The organism is Neptuniibacter caesariensis (genome assembly GCF_000153345.1).
Classification (GTDB): Bacteria; Pseudomonadota; Gammaproteobacteria; order Pseudomonadales; family Balneatricaceae; genus Neptuniibacter; species Neptuniibacter caesariensis.
Map to the genome: position 1 here is coordinate 19,105 of NZ_CH724129.1, position 16,429 is coordinate 35,533.

The 16,429-nt window shown below is 47.1% G+C and carries 22 protein-coding genes; 2 read left to right on the plus strand and 20 right to left on the minus strand.

Annotated elements, in window-relative coordinates; genetic code table 11:
- Nucleotides 1-96: 96 nt before the first annotated feature.
- Nucleotides 97-684: a short chain dehydrogenase gene (locus MED92_RS18175; protein WP_007023060.1), complete on the minus strand. Its 588-nt coding sequence runs from the start codon at nucleotides 682-684 to the stop codon at nucleotides 97-99.
- A 105-nt stretch (nucleotides 685-789) separates the two neighbouring features.
- On the opposite strand from MED92_RS18175, the gene MED92_RS18180 reads away from it, so the two are divergent.
- Nucleotides 790-1,686, plus strand: coding sequence for a LysR family transcriptional regulator (locus MED92_RS18180; RefSeq protein WP_007023061.1), 897 nt, complete (start codon nucleotides 790-792; stop codon nucleotides 1,684-1,686).
- Between the two features lie 3 nt (nucleotides 1,687-1,689).
- Here the strand turns inward: MED92_RS18180 and MED92_RS18185 are convergent, their stop codons facing one another.
- From MED92_RS18185 to MED92_RS18195, 3 genes are all read right to left on the minus strand, one after another.
- Complete coding sequence (locus MED92_RS18185) at nucleotides 1,690-2,298, minus strand: LysE family translocator (RefSeq protein WP_007023062.1); 609 nt, start codon at nucleotides 2,296-2,298, stop codon at nucleotides 1,690-1,692.
- A gap of 96 nt (nucleotides 2,299-2,394) precedes the next feature.
- On the minus strand, nucleotides 2,395-3,123 hold the full coding sequence (locus MED92_RS18190; RefSeq protein WP_007023063.1) for a polyamine aminopropyltransferase: 729 nt from the start codon (nucleotides 3,121-3,123) through the stop codon (nucleotides 2,395-2,397).
- A 96-nt stretch (nucleotides 3,124-3,219) separates the two neighbouring features.
- Entirely contained in the window at nucleotides 3,220-3,663 is a 444-nt protein-coding gene (locus MED92_RS18195) for a hypothetical protein (protein ID WP_007023064.1), read from the minus strand.
- Nucleotides 3,664-3,945: 282 nt separating this feature from the next.
- Here MED92_RS18195 and dksA point away from each other — a divergent pair, with 282 nt between their 5' ends.
- On the plus strand, nucleotides 3,946-4,347 hold the full coding sequence (gene dksA / locus MED92_RS18200) for an RNA polymerase-binding protein DksA (RefSeq protein ID WP_007023065.1): 402 nt from the start codon (nucleotides 3,946-3,948) through the stop codon (nucleotides 4,345-4,347).
- A gap of 90 nt (nucleotides 4,348-4,437) precedes the next feature.
- Here the strand turns inward: dksA and MED92_RS18205 are convergent, their stop codons facing one another.
- The 16 genes from MED92_RS18205 to MED92_RS18280 all read right to left on the minus strand — a co-directional run.
- Complete coding sequence (locus tag MED92_RS18205) at nucleotides 4,438-4,845, minus strand: putative signal transducing protein (protein WP_007023066.1); 408 nt, start codon at nucleotides 4,843-4,845, stop codon at nucleotides 4,438-4,440.
- 103 nt (nucleotides 4,846-4,948) lie between these two features.
- Complete coding sequence (locus MED92_RS18210) at nucleotides 4,949-5,839, minus strand: DMT family transporter (protein WP_007023067.1); 891 nt, start codon at nucleotides 5,837-5,839, stop codon at nucleotides 4,949-4,951.
- A 115-nt stretch (nucleotides 5,840-5,954) separates the two neighbouring features.
- On the minus strand, nucleotides 5,955-6,434 hold the full coding sequence (locus MED92_RS18215; protein ID WP_007023068.1) for a GNAT family N-acetyltransferase: 480 nt from the start codon (nucleotides 6,432-6,434) through the stop codon (nucleotides 5,955-5,957).
- A gap of 75 nt (nucleotides 6,435-6,509) precedes the next feature.
- The gene (locus MED92_RS18220) at nucleotides 6,510-6,782 is read right to left on the minus strand and encodes a hypothetical protein (protein ID WP_007023069.1); all 273 of its coding nucleotides are present in this window, start codon (nucleotides 6,780-6,782) and stop codon (nucleotides 6,510-6,512) included.
- Nucleotides 6,783-6,833: 51 nt separating this feature from the next.
- The gene (locus MED92_RS18225) at nucleotides 6,834-7,286 is read right to left on the minus strand and encodes a GNAT family N-acetyltransferase (RefSeq protein WP_007023070.1); all 453 of its coding nucleotides are present in this window, start codon (nucleotides 7,284-7,286) and stop codon (nucleotides 6,834-6,836) included.
- Between the two features lie 65 nt (nucleotides 7,287-7,351).
- Complete coding sequence (locus MED92_RS18230) at nucleotides 7,352-7,768, minus strand: DUF1801 domain-containing protein (RefSeq protein ID WP_007023071.1); 417 nt, start codon at nucleotides 7,766-7,768, stop codon at nucleotides 7,352-7,354.
- Between the two features lie 95 nt (nucleotides 7,769-7,863).
- Nucleotides 7,864-8,268, minus strand: coding sequence for a DUF6559 family protein (locus tag MED92_RS18235; protein ID WP_007023072.1), 405 nt, complete (start codon nucleotides 8,266-8,268; stop codon nucleotides 7,864-7,866).
- A gap of 106 nt (nucleotides 8,269-8,374) precedes the next feature.
- On the minus strand, nucleotides 8,375-8,737 hold the full coding sequence (locus MED92_RS18240) for a hypothetical protein (RefSeq protein ID WP_007023073.1): 363 nt from the start codon (nucleotides 8,735-8,737) through the stop codon (nucleotides 8,375-8,377).
- 38 nt (nucleotides 8,738-8,775) lie between these two features.
- The gene (locus MED92_RS18245) at nucleotides 8,776-9,393 is read right to left on the minus strand and encodes a hypothetical protein (RefSeq protein ID WP_154715277.1); all 618 of its coding nucleotides are present in this window, start codon (nucleotides 9,391-9,393) and stop codon (nucleotides 8,776-8,778) included.
- A 431-nt stretch (nucleotides 9,394-9,824) separates the two neighbouring features.
- Complete coding sequence (locus tag MED92_RS18250) at nucleotides 9,825-10,472, minus strand: TatD family nuclease-associated radical SAM protein (RefSeq protein WP_007023075.1); 648 nt, start codon at nucleotides 10,470-10,472, stop codon at nucleotides 9,825-9,827.
- A 217-nt stretch (nucleotides 10,473-10,689) separates the two neighbouring features.
- The gene (locus MED92_RS18255) at nucleotides 10,690-10,968 is read right to left on the minus strand and encodes a hypothetical protein (protein ID WP_007023076.1); all 279 of its coding nucleotides are present in this window, start codon (nucleotides 10,966-10,968) and stop codon (nucleotides 10,690-10,692) included.
- Between the two features lie 297 nt (nucleotides 10,969-11,265).
- Nucleotides 11,266-12,204 carry a homoserine kinase gene (locus MED92_RS18260; protein ID WP_007023077.1) on the minus strand — a complete coding sequence of 313 codons (939 nt, stop codon included), beginning with the start codon at nucleotides 12,202-12,204 and terminating at the stop codon, nucleotides 11,266-11,268.
- Nucleotides 12,205-12,222: 18 nt separating this feature from the next.
- Complete coding sequence (locus MED92_RS18265) at nucleotides 12,223-12,819, minus strand: sarcosine oxidase subunit gamma family protein (protein WP_007023078.1); 597 nt, start codon at nucleotides 12,817-12,819, stop codon at nucleotides 12,223-12,225.
- Between the two features lie 10 nt (nucleotides 12,820-12,829).
- Nucleotides 12,830-13,765, minus strand: coding sequence for a lipoyl synthase (gene lipA / locus MED92_RS18270; RefSeq protein ID WP_007023079.1), 936 nt, complete (start codon nucleotides 13,763-13,765; stop codon nucleotides 12,830-12,832).
- A gap of 128 nt (nucleotides 13,766-13,893) precedes the next feature.
- Nucleotides 13,894-15,009: a glycine cleavage system aminomethyltransferase GcvT gene (gene gcvT / locus MED92_RS18275; protein ID WP_007023080.1), complete on the minus strand. Its 1,116-nt coding sequence runs from the start codon at nucleotides 15,007-15,009 to the stop codon at nucleotides 13,894-13,896.
- 178 nt (nucleotides 15,010-15,187) lie between these two features.
- On the minus strand, nucleotides 15,188-16,429 hold a 1,242-nt coding region (locus tag MED92_RS18280; RefSeq protein ID WP_007023081.1), incomplete at its 5' end, for an alanine/glycine:cation symporter family protein.

Here is a 16,429-nt window from a genome sequence, read left to right on the forward strand (position 1 = left end):
CTTTTCAGATAAATACAGGGGGGGGATGATCGCTGCCCGCTATGGTTTAAGCCGTCCCTGGCTGTTTCCCGCTGAATTTAGCTGACGTTATCAGTTTTACGCAACATCCAGCGTCTCACCGTGCATATCACCTTCAAGCGCTTGGGTATAAGTTTTAGCGGTATCTGCGGCTGAAACACCGGTGCTGCTATCCATACCCATCATCTCCATAGTTTCCTTCACGAATACCGGAGCGACTACATTAACGCGGATATTCTCAATTTCTAATGCAGCAGCTCTGGCAAAGCTTTCCAGTGCTCCGTTGACCATGGCGATGGAAGCACTACCTGGTAGTGGTTGTCGGGAAAGCATACCGGAGGTTAGGGTGATTGAGCCGCCGTGGTTAACATATTCTTTGCCCAGACGAACCAGATTTACCTGGCCCATTAGTTTGTTGTCTAGGGCTAACTGATAATCGGCATCGGTTTGCTCTGCCATCGGGCCAAACTGAGCAAGGCCCGCGGTAGAGATGATCGCGTCGACTTTGCCCACTGTTTCTAGCATGGTCTGAACTGAGCTTTTACTACCTAGATCTACAGTGACATCACCCTCTTTATAGTTTGCTGCAACCACTTCATGGTTCGATAGTTTTTCTCCTACAGCTTTGCCGATCGTACCTGTTGCGCCAATCAATAGAATTTTCATTTCTGTCTCCCAAATGTTTCTGAGGTCTGTTTTTCACAAGGTTGGGAGAAGTTTAAATTGTGGTTTATTATTGAAAAATAATCTCAATAAGAAAGTATATTTCTCATGGAAAGAAAAATAGATCTGGTTAAAGCGATGCGAACTTTTCTCGAAGTGGTTGAGCATATGAGCTTCAGCGAGGCATCACGTGCCCTGAATCTGGTTGTTTCGGCTGTTAGTCGCCAGGTGGCGGATCTGGAAAAGCACTTTGACTGCACACTGCTATACCGGACCACCCGATCGATGAAGCTGACACCAGAAGGGGAGTTCTATCTGGAGAAGTTTCGCCAGGTGATTGAGCAGTTAGAGGCGCTGGAAAGCAGTAAAAGCGAGCGCACCAATAAAATCCAGGGTAAGTTGAGAATTACCGCGCCTTTTAATATTGATCAATTGGGGCTTCAGCATCAACTGGCCGCATTTATGCGACAGTACCCAGACGTATCGATCTCCTGGGTGCTAGTGAATCGCTATGTGAACTTGATAGAAGAAGGTTTTGACCTAGCTGTGCGGGTAGGGGATCTTGAAGACTCTGGTTTTATTGCCCGAAAATATGGCTTGCTTGAGGTTGATTTTGTGGCCTCACCGGATTACCTCAAAACACATGGCGAACCCAAGCACCCGAAAGATCTGAGTGAGCATCAATGCCTGATTGATAGCTCTATTCGTCAACCAGGTCGTTTCAGCTACATGGAGAATAACAAGCAGCATCAGGTGAGCGTGAAAGGGGCGCTGGATGTTAATCAGGGGAGGATATTGGCTGATTTTGCAGCGGCTGGGCTTGGTATTGCACAGTTGCCGGATTTTCTTATTAAAGACTATATAGATTCAGGCCAGCTTGTGCCTGTGTTGCAAGCATACAAGCTACCCCCAAGGGATATATCATTAGTATATCCCGCAGCAAAACTGACCAATCCGACATTGCGAGCACTGATAGAGTTTCTGTTAGAAGTACAAGAGAACTAGCCGTTAGTTACTCGTTGCCAGAAGCCCTGAAGCCGTTACCATAGCACCACCACCCGCACGGTTGATCAGGGTTGGGTGTTTACCCATAAAACCTAAGAATTTGCGTGCTGACAGGGCGTAGATCATTACCCAGGTGAAATCCAGCAGAGCCATGGTTGGGCACATAATCGCCATTTGTAAAAACAGTGGTTGGGTTGGGTCGATAAACTGCGGGAAAAAAGCGGTAAAGAACACGATCGCTTTCGGGTTGCCCGCCGCGACAAAGAAGCCACTCATAAATAGCTTATGGGGTTTGGCTTCGGTGTGGTCAGAGGTTTGCCTAACGGCAGGCTTAGTCAAAAACATCTTAATACCCATATAGAGTAATGTAATTACACCAAACCATTTGATCAGGGTAAACGCCAGTTCTGAGCTTGCGATAATGATCCCCAGGCCAACTGCGACCAGTATCATCTGAAGGAAATTTGCTGTGATATCCCCTAACGCGGTATAGATCGTTTTACGCGAGCCATATTTCATGGAGTGAACGACGCCCAGTAAAATACTAGGGCCTGGCGTCATCGTCAGAACCAGGGATGCGGCTACAAAGGCTAACCAGGTTTCAATACTCATAAAATCGCCTGTTAATTCACTTAATGACTAGAATTTAGCGCACCTAGTGTGAGGTTTCATTCTGATTTTGGCTGCTATCAACTGGTTTATGCGCTTTTATCTGCCCTTAATACAAACATATACCGAGTTTGTGGATTCGCCACCCTGAAATGGGTTGTAAAACGGAACCACGTGAGAGGTAACGCTGGAGAAAACCGTACCCAGTAAAGCTTCAAATTCTGGTTCAGGTAGATTTTGCGACCACATCGCGAAAACACCTTCCGGTTTGAGCTGCTCAGCCATCAGGGAAAGGTTTTCAGTGGTATAGAAGCTGGCATTGGCAGCGTTCAGATACTCGGTTGGTGAGTGATCGATATCCAGAAGGATGGCATCAAACTTCTTGCCTGCGCATTCTGGGTCAAAGCCGGTTGCTGGAGCGGTTGCCAGATCAAAAAAACTACCATGCACGTAACGGTTGCGGGGATCTGCGTTAAGATCTTTGCCCAGCGGTACCTGTTCATTCTGGTGCCAGCCAATGACCGTATCCAGCGCATCGACCACTAGTTGTTCTTTAATACGTGTATCTTTCAGGGAGGCAACGGCTGTGTAGCCGAGCCCCAAACCACCCACAACGACGCTGAGATCTTTGTCTGCTTTTACCGCAGCCAGTCCAAGATCAGAGAGGGCTTCTTCCGCCTCGACAAACATGCTCGACATCAGAAACTCATCACCCAGTTTCACTTCGAAGATATCCCGATCGCCAAACGCAGGCATGCGGCGCTTACGTAGAGAGATCACCCCTAACGGTGAGTTTTGGCTATCAATTTCTTCAAATAACAGAGACATGCTTAATCCTAAAAAGGGTGGGGAAACCACCGATTATACGGAATCTGCTGTCCGGCCACTAGCCACTCCCCCAGAGCGACTAGTCGCCGGGTCTTACTAATAGGTTTCCGGAATAACAACCGCTTGCTGACCAATGGCGAATGCTTGTCCACCATTTGCAGCACTGTATTGTTCAGCGTCACTTAGTGAAGAGAACCATAGATTTGGATAGCCCGCCCTGCGCAAGACAATACTGGAATGTTCGAGCTTATCTGCTGGAGTCGATTCGATCACCTGCTTATAGGTTGCCCAACCGGCATAACCGGCCTCAATACCCAGCATGTTGAGGATATGTTTCCGCTGAACAAGATCACTTTTTCGGTAAAGCTCGGCTAAAGAAAGCTCTCTTATGACCTGAGTTGTAATCAGCCTGCGAAGTACAGGTAATGCTTTTAGCTTTGAATCGGATGTTGCTGCTCGATGGAGCTTTTTCGCTTCCAAAAGAAGCAGTTGAATCGCAGCGGAATTTTTAACTGTTTGGGAACTTTGATTGATACGCATATCGCCTCCTAAACTCGGTCTACTCGCTATTGACCAGAGATGATATGCAAGCAGAGCTTGCCGAATTTGTAAGATTGGTACATGCGCTTTTGCGAGGTAGGCGTCCAATAAGCCTGGGGCGATTATCCGTTCGTGGTGCCGTTCTTGTCAACATAGCTTTTAATCAGAGAGCTTAGCGTTCAAAAGTTGCGGCATTTCTGTAGGTAACCATGATTTATGCTTTGATTTGTTATAATGTAATGGCCCTTGATAGGTAGTCGAACTTGTAAGGAGTACATGGCGATGACAAAAGAAGAACTATTAGCCGCCAGTGAAGAGGATTATATGAATGAGAGCCAGTTGGCTTTCTTTCAGGAATATCTAGAGCAACAGAAGCAGGAAACAATCGATCATATTCAAAATGCTAAGGCTCAGTTGAATGACCAGCCTGAAATGAACGATGATGCAGATCGAGCGCAATATGAAGAGGAATCTAGGATCTCCCTGCGTATTGTTGATCGTGAGAGCAAGCTACTGCCTAAATTCGACGCGGCACTAGCACGGATTCGCTCAGGTGATTATGGCTATTGCCTCGAGTCCGGTGAAGAGATTGGCATACAGCGTTTACTGCTACGACCAACCGCAGAATATTGCACGGATATCAAAGCGGCTCGTGAATCGAATGAAAGGTTGTATAAAGAATAAAAAGGCAGCTTAAAGCAGCAAAAGGCTAATAAAGCGGATAAAAGCAGTATTGTTTTTGATAATGCTGCCTGCTGCTGGAGTTAGCCGCCTTCATCCGCCGTTAAAAGTGCCACACCGCTTACACTTATACCCATGTTTAAACTTGAACAGTGGGAAGTCGATTAACAGAAAAGCGAGGAAAGCAGGGCGCTTTCCTTCAGTGTAAGGCTCAAGATCGCTGCTGCCGCATTGGGAGCAGCGGATCTCATCAACCGCTACTTCCGCCGCTAAGGCATCAGTAAAATCCTCTCCCAGTAATTCCCGCGCCTGTTCAAAATCTCGCTCAGCCACCATCACCCGTACACCACCCAGGGCATCAGAATATAACCACTGCATATTGATGGTATTCTCATCTGCCACGTACGCAGGAATCCCCGCCGACTCCAGATTCGCTTTGGCGATCTGGGCTTCGTATGGGTAAGAGAATGCGGCTACGGCTCTTAAGGTATTTTCGCTCATAGGGAATAGAGTCGGCTGCTGGCGGAAAGTTCAGATGGAAGCGGATAGGGGCGGTTAAAGGCAGATAAATCCGGTTAGAAACAGTAACCTAGTCTGGGCAGTGTTATCGAGCCTTGGTGGATAGTAGAGCTTGAGTAATTCCGCTTGCCAGAATCACCGCGCAGCCTGACATCTGCAGCGGAGATAATGTTTCGGCAAATAATACCCAGCCAAAGATCACTACGGCGACGGGCTCAAAATACGCCAGGGTGCCAAAAAGCGTCGAAGGTAATTTATCGAGTGCCATTACCGCAAAGAGTATCGCGAGAAAACCGGGTACCAGACCGGCCAGAAGCAGCCAGCTCCATTGCTGCAGATCTATCTCCATGGGAGCCAGAAACAGGAAGGGCAGCATGCAAAGCGCGCCAACCATTAACTGATACCATGTGCGGGAAAAAACGGGGTAGCTAGCAGGCATAATCCGGTTAATGACTATAAATCCCGCGTAGGCGAATAAAGCCGCCGCGCCATAGCCCAGCCCGATAATATCATTGCCACCTTCAACTAGATTTAGTTGAAACTCCATCATCATCACGAAGCCGAACAGAGCCACGGCGATCAAACCAAAACTAATACGGTTTAACCGTTCACCCAAAAAGAAGTGTGCAAATATCGAAGCAGCGACGGGTGCGAGATAGACCATCATAATAGCGTTAGCCATGCTCGTATAATTCATCGCCTGAACGTAGCAAACAATAAAGCCTGAGAGAAAACACCCATTCAACAGGACCTGCCAAGGGGGGCGAGAGAATAATATCCGAACACCCGTGGTAAATTGCAGGTAGCAGAGCATGATCAATCCACCAAAGAACAAACGGTAGAAGGTCACGACCTCAGCGCTCAGTCCCGTAAATTTCGAAATCACCCCGATAGTGCCCATAAACACCGCGGATAGAATCGCCAGTACAATGCTGCTGTTAGCAATCGGAGTGTGGGTGGCCGAAATAGTTGTCATCTAAGGTATGTCCGATCTGGGCTCTTACTGGGGTTGCGGTAGGTTTTTGAAGGCGGGCAAGGCTATCACAGCTTATGCTCAAACCAAAAGGGGCGCTATTCGAAAAGGGATAGCTTTATAGATCAAAGTACATGTACTGAACGTCAAAGGGGAGGTGAGGAAATGTCTTTACCTCGCGAGCTTCAAAACCTAATTTGAGATACCAGTTTTTCAGCTTAATGTGCTCAGCAATAATACCAATGCTTACCCTTTGAACCCCTTTAGATTTTGCGTAGGCAAAAATATGCCTTACAAGCTGTTCCCCTATGCCATAGCGACGATGTTCCGGGAGTACAGAAAGGCGGTTTAAGTACGCGATATCAGGCCTTGGGCTCTCGAAGGCGACACATCCGATACCTGACGTTCCATTATCGAAGACAAAGTACTCCTCACCCCGTTTGAAATCAGATAGAACCCATTTTTTGTTACAAAACGAAGGGTGTTTTGGGTTGTTACTGATGTTGAGATTAAAGGCTTCCGCTACATCTTTATTCGACTCGCTGATGATTCTGGCGATCTTTTCGGCATCTTCAATGCTTGCCTTAGCTATGCTCATATTCTTTTCCTGCAAATTTATAAATTGCGTCCAGTTGATCAGAATGAAAAGCGCTTTTGCTCATGCTATCAAACGCTATAAAAGAGCTGAAAGTAACATGATTGCGCCAGCAAGAAGTCCTAACCCGGTAAGCTCGACGATGAGCGCTTTGCCCCAGCTGCAATTATCAAGATCGTCTAATCCTTCGTTAGGGAAATGGCCTAATGTAATTGTTCGATAAAAGAACCATCCGATTGACCAGCCGACATGGGTAACAAGCAGGTCCCAGGCAAGAAATTGCAGGAAACGTAAGACCAACAGTATTAACTTTATAATGGGTCTGAATATTCCTTCTACGAGCTCTTCCATTGATCGTCCTTGACGTTATTTAAAGTAAATTTGCTTGTACCTATTAATTAGTCACTGATGCCAGGTATAGAGGATATCCGGCAACTTTTCTTCGTTGTCACTATTGCCTGGCTGAGCGGTGAAGTCATGCGATTCATAAAATTGCTGCGCCGGCTTATTCACAGCAAAGGTCCGCAAACTCAATTCTCCTCGCGAGTCTGATTTTGCTCGCTCAACCAGAAATGAGCCTATGCCTTTGCCTTGAACGTTGTTGGCTACGTAAAGCTGACTAATCTCAGTATCTGAACTTGCCATAAAGGCTACAGGTTGATCTGTTTTGCTATCAACAACCACGCTAACTTTATAGCTTTCCGGCAATATTCTAGATAAAAAATAGGATTGAGATTCGAAAGAATGGATAGGCTCAATGCCAATAGCCTTTGAATGAGCATCGCGCCATAAGCTTGTTACAGCGGAAACATGCTCTTCATCTAAAGCGGTTAGTTTAAATCTATTGGTATCCATAATTCTTTACATAGAACGTTAAAGATAAAGGCGGAAATGAAGTCGTAATAATCTTAAGTTACTTGTTACGTGTTTTTTCGCGCGCCTAAAAGCGGCAGGTTTTTACGCTTCTTATAGGTTAAAGCTAACTCTATACAGGACTTGATTGCGATTTCAGGAAGCGGTGTAGATAAGTTTAGAACGACTGCTCTATTCCACTCAAACTCCAACTCTTCACCATACAGTTCCCGAAATGTATCGACGAGCTTAGTTTGGCAATTAAAGAACAGGTAATAATTACTCGGAGATTTGGACTTCCAATCCATTCTTAGCGGGCTACCTGTTTTTACGCTGTAGCTGGGTTCATCCCATTTAAGCGTTTCATCTACCTCACCCAGATCCAACTCTGAGGCAATTTGAAACACTAGGCTTCGCACCTCTGCTAGTCTGACACGAACATTATCCGGGCATTCATCGAAGTGCTTTTTGACTGCCTTGTTCATCGTGGTCCACTGTTCTTATAACGCCGCGTTAACGGGCCGGAAAAACGTGCTGCGTTTTGGAGGTCCAGCCCGAAGGGCGGTCTTTAACAAACTTGTTATGTGCTTTTATTTATCTCGTTTTTTTCCAAGGCCTCAACTTGGCTTAAATATCTCCAATATTCCTCACCATCAGCTTGGGCACTAGTGACCCAGTTATCTTTATACTGTGATAAGCGGATAGCATTAAATATCGTAAAGTCCGCGGGTAATTTATATATTCTTTGATACTCTCGTCTGATTTTTGCTATTTCTTCTGAAATGCTCTTTCTGTTATCACAGTCTACTGCATATCCAAATTCGACATAGTTAATGTCGAACTGGAGGTGAACTGCAACTCTATCTACTTGTTGTGGGTCGTAGTATTTTTTTACTCCATATTCTCGCATAAGATAAAAGGGTAACTGACGAATATATCTACGGAGATTTATCCATCGTGTAATCCTTTCTAGGATATTGATCATTCAATAATCCCTCTTATTTCCCAGTAATTTCGAAACATAGCGCCCAACATAAAGGGCCGCCGTGTAGCAGCGGTCCAAGCCCGTAGAACGGCTTTTGATGTTTTTGTTATGTGTTTCTAGCATGAAACACCCTATTTACAATTAATACGACGACACCAATTAGCAAATATATAAGACCAATAAGCTTTGAAAGAAAAAGCAAGATTCCTAGTCCCAGCACCAAATACCATTTGAGGGCTCCTTCTTTTAGGAGTTGCTTGCTAGCCAACAGCATTACTAAAGGGGCCGCTATATCCAAGAAGTAACTTAGAAACAAAAGCGGGTATGTTTGGATAGAGTATTCAGGGTGAGCCCAGTTTTTCCAAACTAAGTAAGGCTGTTGGATATTGAATATAAGAACGCCAATCAAAAATGCTGCTCCGGTTAACAGCAGATAGGCATAGCAACGGTTTAGATAATCTATATTCATACTTCCTTGCATGACTCTAGTGACACATAACGCAGCGCTCAACGGCTTGTTCGGTGCGACGCCTTGTTAAATGCGGTTGCGTAGTTCCGGAGTGAATGGCTAAAAATATTGGCTTTACCCCAAATAGTATCTTTATATCTTTTGTTCTTAGTTGCTGACCAAAAGGATTCGACAGCGCATTGATCTAAATCTGCACCTTCTGTTACAGACGAAAATGCATTGAACAATGATACCTCACATTTATCGGGGCTGTATGCTGGCTGGTCATCTGGTTGCGTACCAAACCATGATCTGAATAAATAGTTTATTGTTTTAACGAATCCGTGTTCTTTTGAGGAATCAACCGGAACGGCAACTAGCTCTTTGGCCAATTCATAGTTCTTCGTGTAACCGGCGATAAATAAAAGATCATTCTGCTGTGTAGTCGAAAGCGGCACCGACCTATCTAAATAGAAAGGAGAGACCCTTTTTAAGTAGGTGCTTAATAGCTTTACTGCTTCCGCCTCTTCATTTTCATTTAGCTTCACAGCTGTCATTAGTAGATACGCACTGCTATACCACGAAGCAGCTAGCTCTGGATTGCCACGCGCAGAGCCTTCTGCTCTCTCAAGTGTTCTTTGGGAATGCTCCCATCTTCTGCGATCTAGCTCATTCATAGCATTTAACAGCAAAATATATGTCAATTTGACGTATTTAAACACGTCAATTTGATATATATATCCAAAAAATGATTTAAGAATCTAATAGATAAGCTTTTGAAATCAGCCGATTAGCAACAGTGAAAAGTTTCGGCACTTGGGAATAACATCAAATTAATTGTATATCTACAGTGATACCTATTCGCTTCAGATTCCTTAAAGCTTGCTTACCAGTAGAACTCCTTGGTAGGTCAATATTGGCAGAGAAGGGCGCTCAGTGTAAAGCGCTTAAAGAAGTGGTTTTGGCTTTTCCAGAATTCAGCCGCTTTTAGCTGTTCCTAGCCGCTTGTTACCCGTTTTAGAGCCTCTAGCCACTCAGTGGCGTCCTCTAGACGCAGCCAACCTGCTTTTACCTGCCCCTAGCTGACGTCAGCCGTATTTCCCAGCTTTTAACCGACTATATCGAGCTCCCTCTGCTTAAACTCTGCCCCAAGCCCTTCAGTAAGCTCACGGCACTTAACTACATCTACACCTTCAAGCCCATTGATGGCAGAGACCTGAACATCGGGGATCAGTTCGCTGGCGCGTTTGATAAATGCCTGCACTGCAGCATAGGAATTGGGTAGGCTGGGCTGGCAGTGTTGCTGGTATACGGCTTCATTCTGGGCATTCAGCGAGACGGATAGGGCATCGATGCATTCGGCCAGTTCAGGGACGATGTCGCGCTTATGAAACAGGCTACCCAAGCCGTCGGTATTGATACGGGTTTTGCCGCCATTGCCTTTAACCCAGTGGGCGATCTCCAGCAGAGCTTTTAGGCGGACGGTCGGTTCACCGTAGCCGCAGAATACCACTTCATCATAATCGGTGGGGTTACCGATTAGCCCGATGATCTCTTCGACTTCAGGGCGTTTACTCAGATAGAGTTCATGCCCTTTTACTTCAGTAGTGCCGTTGTGCTTAGGGCAAAACTGGCAGGCCAGAGTGCAGCGATCAGTCAGGTTGATATAGAGGCTGTTTCGGATCAGATAAGTGTAGTTGTCCTGATGGTGCGCTGGCTGATTTCGTTTTGCAGGATTAGGGCGTGACTTCGGCATTGATCTACAACTGAAAAGATAAAACGTCACTTTAGCGGAACATCTATAAAACAGCTTTGATGCCTATCAAAGAAAAGTGCTGAAGCCTAGAATCTATGGGCTTTTAAAAGAAATTGCATAGCTTATAAAGGTGAGCCGGTCTGGGTGCATAAGCACCCGTAACCGGTTCGAAGGGGAAGGGGTGTTGCTATGTCAATCGGTTTGCCCGTCAGAGTGCTTATGCAGCTGCTCTGCCTTGGCGATGTTCTGGGTGTGTTGCAATAAAATGACTGAGTACTTTCTGCAACATCTCTGCATGGGCGTAATTACGACTACGCTGTGCTCTTTCAATATCGTCCATGATGATTTTTTTAATCTTCTGGTCACCGTCATGGGTGATCAGATAGTGACCCAGTGCCATGGCAATCATTGGATCCATATGTTCATGTTCGGCAATTGCGTCAACTTCGTCTGCTGTTAGGTCGCTAAGTTCCAGGCATTCTTCATAAGTTAACATTGTTATTCCTCTACCATTTTCTTACGTCTTATTCTTGTCAGATCCGGCCTCTCTCCAAACCGGTAAAATTGAGTGTAGGAGAGGATTTATAGTTTCTCTAATTCGTTCTTCGGATAAAAATTCAGCATGAATGTGCATTCAAAAAATTGAATTCATGTTGCGTGTGCGAAAGATGAACTGAGCTCAAGTTGAAGAGCGCCGAACGGCGTGGGCTAGCGCAGTGATGCAGAACAGCAACCCCAAAAGAGTGCGTGCGACTTATTTTGGGGCGCTATAAAAAAATATTTTTTTATTCGATTAGTTAATATGAAAATTACCGGCGATCAGGCCCTTTAACAGACGTTGTTTCCCTTCAGGGGCTTTCTGTGTGACATCTTCTCCAGCAGTAGGGAAGTGATAGTCACGCAGGCGGGAAAGCCAGAAGCGAAGTGCTGCAGTCTGCATCATGATAGGCAGAAGTGCATGCTCTATCGGGTCAAGCGGGCGAACATCTTCGTAGCTGGCCAGTAGCTGTTGCGCTTTGTCCTGATCAAACTGGTTCAGCTGTTCATCAAAGCACCAGGCATTCAGGGTGACGCACAGATCATAGAGATAAGGTGTGGAGCAAGCGTGGTAAAAGTCGATAAGACCAGATAGCTGGTTGCCATCGAACATCGCATTGTCAGGAAATAGATCCGCATGAACCGGGCCCGCAGGTAAAGTGGTCCAGTCAATCTCTCCTGTTGCCATCAGTGCATCAGAAAGAAAATCCTGATCGGCTTTGCTGAGCTTCTCGAATAATTTCGCACCTAGCTCGTTACACCACTGCGGTATGTGAGAGTATTCCTCAACAGGTAAACGTGACGAGAGCTGGTGGAATTTTGCCAGCGCCTCGCCAATAACTAAGGCTTGTTGGTTGTTAGGCTTTGTTAGGGGAGCTCCGCTCAGGCAGTTCATCAGAACCGCGGGTTTGTCGTTGAGCTCACCAAACAGTTCGCCTGAGTTAAGGTGTATAGGCTGAGCGCAAGGAAGGTTGTTTACCGCAAGGTGATCAACCAGACCCAGAATAAAGGGGAGCTTTTCGGCAGAGACCGATTCGACCAGGGTCAGTACATAACGGCCCTGATCGGTATCGACAAAGTAGTTGGTGTTTTCAACGCCGGCGCTAATCCCTTCATAGTGAGATAGAGCGCCAACGTTGTAATGTTCTAGATAGCTTGCAAGTTCAGCAAAGCTGACGGATGTGTAAACCGACATGGCCGGGTGTAACCCTTCTTAGTGATTGTTGCTACTGAAAGATCTGTTGCTTTGTAGCCACTGCCATAGGGTTTCTGCACAGCTCTTACGTACCAGAATGTCATAATCTTCTGCATCCTGAAGCGACATTATGTTGATGCCTGATGACAGATCGAGCTCAGTAACGGGAAGGTCAGTAAACTGCTGGGTGTTGGCACTGCTCAACAGGTAGTGAACCGCCGCTTCATTCAGATGGGCTTTAGTCGTGCCATCTTCAGCCTGATCTAGTTTCAGATCTTCACCGAAGGTTTCGCGCAGGGCCTGATAGACAGACTCATGGGCGCCCGCAGGTGGCAGAACCAGCCAGCGGTTTTCGTTGATCCAAAGGATCGCCAAACGACCCATGCACGAGATGCGATTAACGGTCAGTGGCTGAGCAACACTCATCACTTCGCCCAAGGCGATGAGTAATTCCTGATTATTGGGTTCAGCATCGAGCCCCAGATCACCAATAAAAGGGCGCTCGCGAACAATAATACTGCTGATGCGGCTTTCATTATCAACCGCTGCCTGTACGTTCAGATGAACCAGTGTGCCACCCTGGGGTGCAGAATTGTGGTCTTGTGGTAATGGCATCTTAATCTCCTTACAGGGCTTTTGCCTGAAGATCGGCGTGGTACGAGGAGCGCACCATGGGGCCGCTGGCTACATTCTTAAAGCCCAGCTCATAACCGATCTCTTCATATTCCTTGAACTCTTCCGGCGTTACGTAACGCTCCACCGCCAGATGATATTTACTTGGCTGAAGGTACTGGCCGATGGTCAGCATATCTACGTCATTCGCACGCAGATCCTTCATGACTTCGATGATCTCTTCTTTGGTTTCACCCAGGCCAACCATCAGGCCTGACTTGGTATCCACTTGTGGGTGCAGGCGTTTGAACTGATACAGCAGGTTAAGAGACCAGTGATAGTCAGCGCCTGGGCGTACGTGGTCATAAAGACGAGGTACGCTTTCCATATTGTGATTCAGTACATCAGGGATCTGGCTGGACAGTGCTTCTAGCGCTGGGTCCAGTTTTCCACGGAAGTCAGGAACCAGAATCTCAACTTTAAGATCATCACTGATTGCGCGGGCTTCTTTAACGACTTCCGCAAAGTGACCTGCTCCACCATCTCGAAGGTCATCACGGTCTACGGAGGTAATTACGACATATTTAAGGCCAAGTTGCTTAATTGTCGAAGCAACGTTCTTCGGCTCTTCCGGGTCTAGCGGCATGGGGCGGCCATGAGCCACATCGCAGAATGGGCAGCGACGTGTACAAATTGCACCCATGATCATCAAAGTTGCGGTCTTATGACTGAAGCACTCGGCCAGGTTAGGGCAGGAGGCTTCTTCGCAGACAGTGTGTAGTTTGAGGTCGCGAAGCTGTTTCTTAACCTTCTTTACGTTGGCATTAGAGTGAGCGTCGATACGAATCCACTCCGGCTTACGCAGACGTTTGCGTTCCGGGTCCGGTTTATGACGTAAACGGGACATTTTTGATTCGCCTTTAAGCTCTTGTAATGGAATCAGCTCCATAGTGCCACCTCAGAGAAATCTTTTAAAAAGGGGGAAACCGGGTCTAAAGGGTCAAGGCCCGGTCCCCAATACATAGCCTTGCTACGCCAATAGCAAGTTAGGACGGAACGAGGTTAATCAGTGACTGATTAACCGCGGTAGTAACGCTGCTGGATAAACGGCGCCTTGGATACAACCATTGGCATCTGCTTACCACGAACAACGGCAAATACTTCAGTTTCCAGAACTGAGTACGCAGTTTCTACGTAACCCATCGCGACTGGCTTACCGACAGTCGGCCCAAAGCTGCCACTCGTTACAACACCGATTTTTTCGCCTTCAGCGTTAACCAGATCAGCGCCTTCACGAATTGGTGCTTTACCAGAAGCGATCAGACCTACACGCTTACGGGTGTAGTTTTTGTTGGCGATCTGATCAAGGATTTTCTCTGCACCTGGGAAACCGCCAGCACGTTCGCCGTCTGCGCGGCGGCACTTGCTGATTGCCCAGATCAGGCTGCCTTCAATAGGTGTAGTCGTCGGGTCCAGATCGTGGCCATACAGACACAGACCTGATTCAAGACGCAGAGAATCACGTGCGCCCAGACCGATGAATTCAACTTCAGGCTGTTCCAGGAACAGACGGCACAGACGCTCAGCTTCAGCAGATGGGATAGAGATTTCGTAACCGTCTTCACCGGTGTAACCGGAGCGGCTAACGAAGCAGTCAACACCATCGATAGCGATGTGACGAGAGTCCATGAATACCAGTTCATTTACTTCTGGGCAGATACGCGACAGAGCTTGTGCAGCTTCTGGGCCTTGCAGGGCAACCAGTGCGCGATCATCCAGCACTTCCAGTTCGACACCTTCACCCAGGTTAGCTTGCATGTGAGCGATATCCTGCTCTTTGCATGCAGCGTTAACAACAACGTATAGGTGGTCACCGTAGTTAGTTACCATCAGGTCATCCATGATGCCGCCTTCGTCGTTGGTGAACAGGGCATAGCGCTGCTTACCTGCTGGCAGGTCGATGATGTCTACAGGAACCAGTTTTTCCAGTTCAGCTGCAGCATTTTCACCTTTAAGGATCACCTGACCCATGTGAGATACGTCGAACAGACCCGCGTGGTCACGTGTGTGAACGTGTTCTTTCTTAACACCTAATGGGTACTGAACCGGCATTTCAAAACCTGCGAAAGGTACCATTTTGCCACCCAGTTCAACATGCAGGTCGTACAGAGGCGTTTTGCTCAGTTCGGACATTTTCTTCTCCATAGTGCTTTATTTTCAGTCTGTTTAGTTTAGTCAGTGCAACAGGCTGAATTGTTGTTAGTTACAATCTGTGGGAAAAGCTCTGGGTGCAGCCGGAACTTTTTCGACAAACTGCAGAGAACCGAGCTCAGCCCTTAAGGGGTGAGCCCGGTTAAGACTCAGTAACTAGTTACGCGTTCTGGTCACCAGAAACTTCAGCTGGTGCACCGTTACGTGCGAAGTACTCTTTAGTCAATCTGAATACCACTGGGCTTAGCAGCGCCAGCGCGATCAGGTTAGGAATAGCCATCATCGCATTCAGTGTATCTGCTACCAGCCAGATGAAGTCCAGGCTTACACCTGCACCTACTGGTACTGCCAGGATCCACAGCAGACGATAAGGTTTAATTGCTTTCACACCGAACATGAACTCGATGCAACGCTCACCGTAGAAAGACCAACCGATGATTGTAGTGAAAGCAAATACAGCCAGTGCAATTGCAACCAGATAGTTACCTACACCAGGCAGAGCGTCAGCAAAGGCTGCTGATGTTAGCGCTGCACCTGACTCACCGGATGTCCATGCACCGGAAGTAATGATTACCAGACCCGTGATTGAACAGATAACAATAGTATCGATGAACGTACCCAGCATAGCGATCAGGCCCTGACGAACAGGATCTTTAGTCTGAGACGCAGCGTGAGCGATAGGTGCAGAACCCAGGCCCGCTTCGTTCGAGAATACGCCACGTGCTACACCAAAGCGGATCGCTGCCCATACTGCAGCACCTGCGAAACCACCTTCAGCAGCAGCTGGAGAGAATGCGTGAGTGAATACCAGATCAAGTGCAGCTGGGATTGCATCGGCATTAATTGCCAGAACAACCAGGCCAGCACCCAGGTATGCGATTGCCATCAGAGGAACCAGAGAACCGGCTACTGCGCCAATACGCTTGATACCACCGATCAGAACGGCACCCACCAGTACCATCAGAACCAGACCTGTAACCCAAACGTCGATGCCGAAGTTAGCATGCAGAACGTCTGCTACAGAGTTAGACTGTACAGTGTTACCGATACCGAATGCAGCAATACCACCAAAGATAGCGAAAGCTGTACCCAGCCACGCCCACTTAGCGCCTAGACCGTTCTTGATGTAGTACATCGGACCACCAACGTGGTTACCTTCTTCATCAACTTCACGGTATTTTACTGCCAGAACGGCTTCAGAGAATTTGGTTGCCATACCCACAAGGGCAGTACACCACATCCAGAACAGCGCACCAGGGCCACCCAGGAATACCGCAGTCGCGACGCCTGCAATGTTACCTGTACCCACGGTTGCTGAAAGGGCTGTCATCAATGCCTGAAAAGGAGATATCTCACCTTCTTTTTCTTCACCTTTCCTGGTGTTGCGGCCTTCAAACAGAAG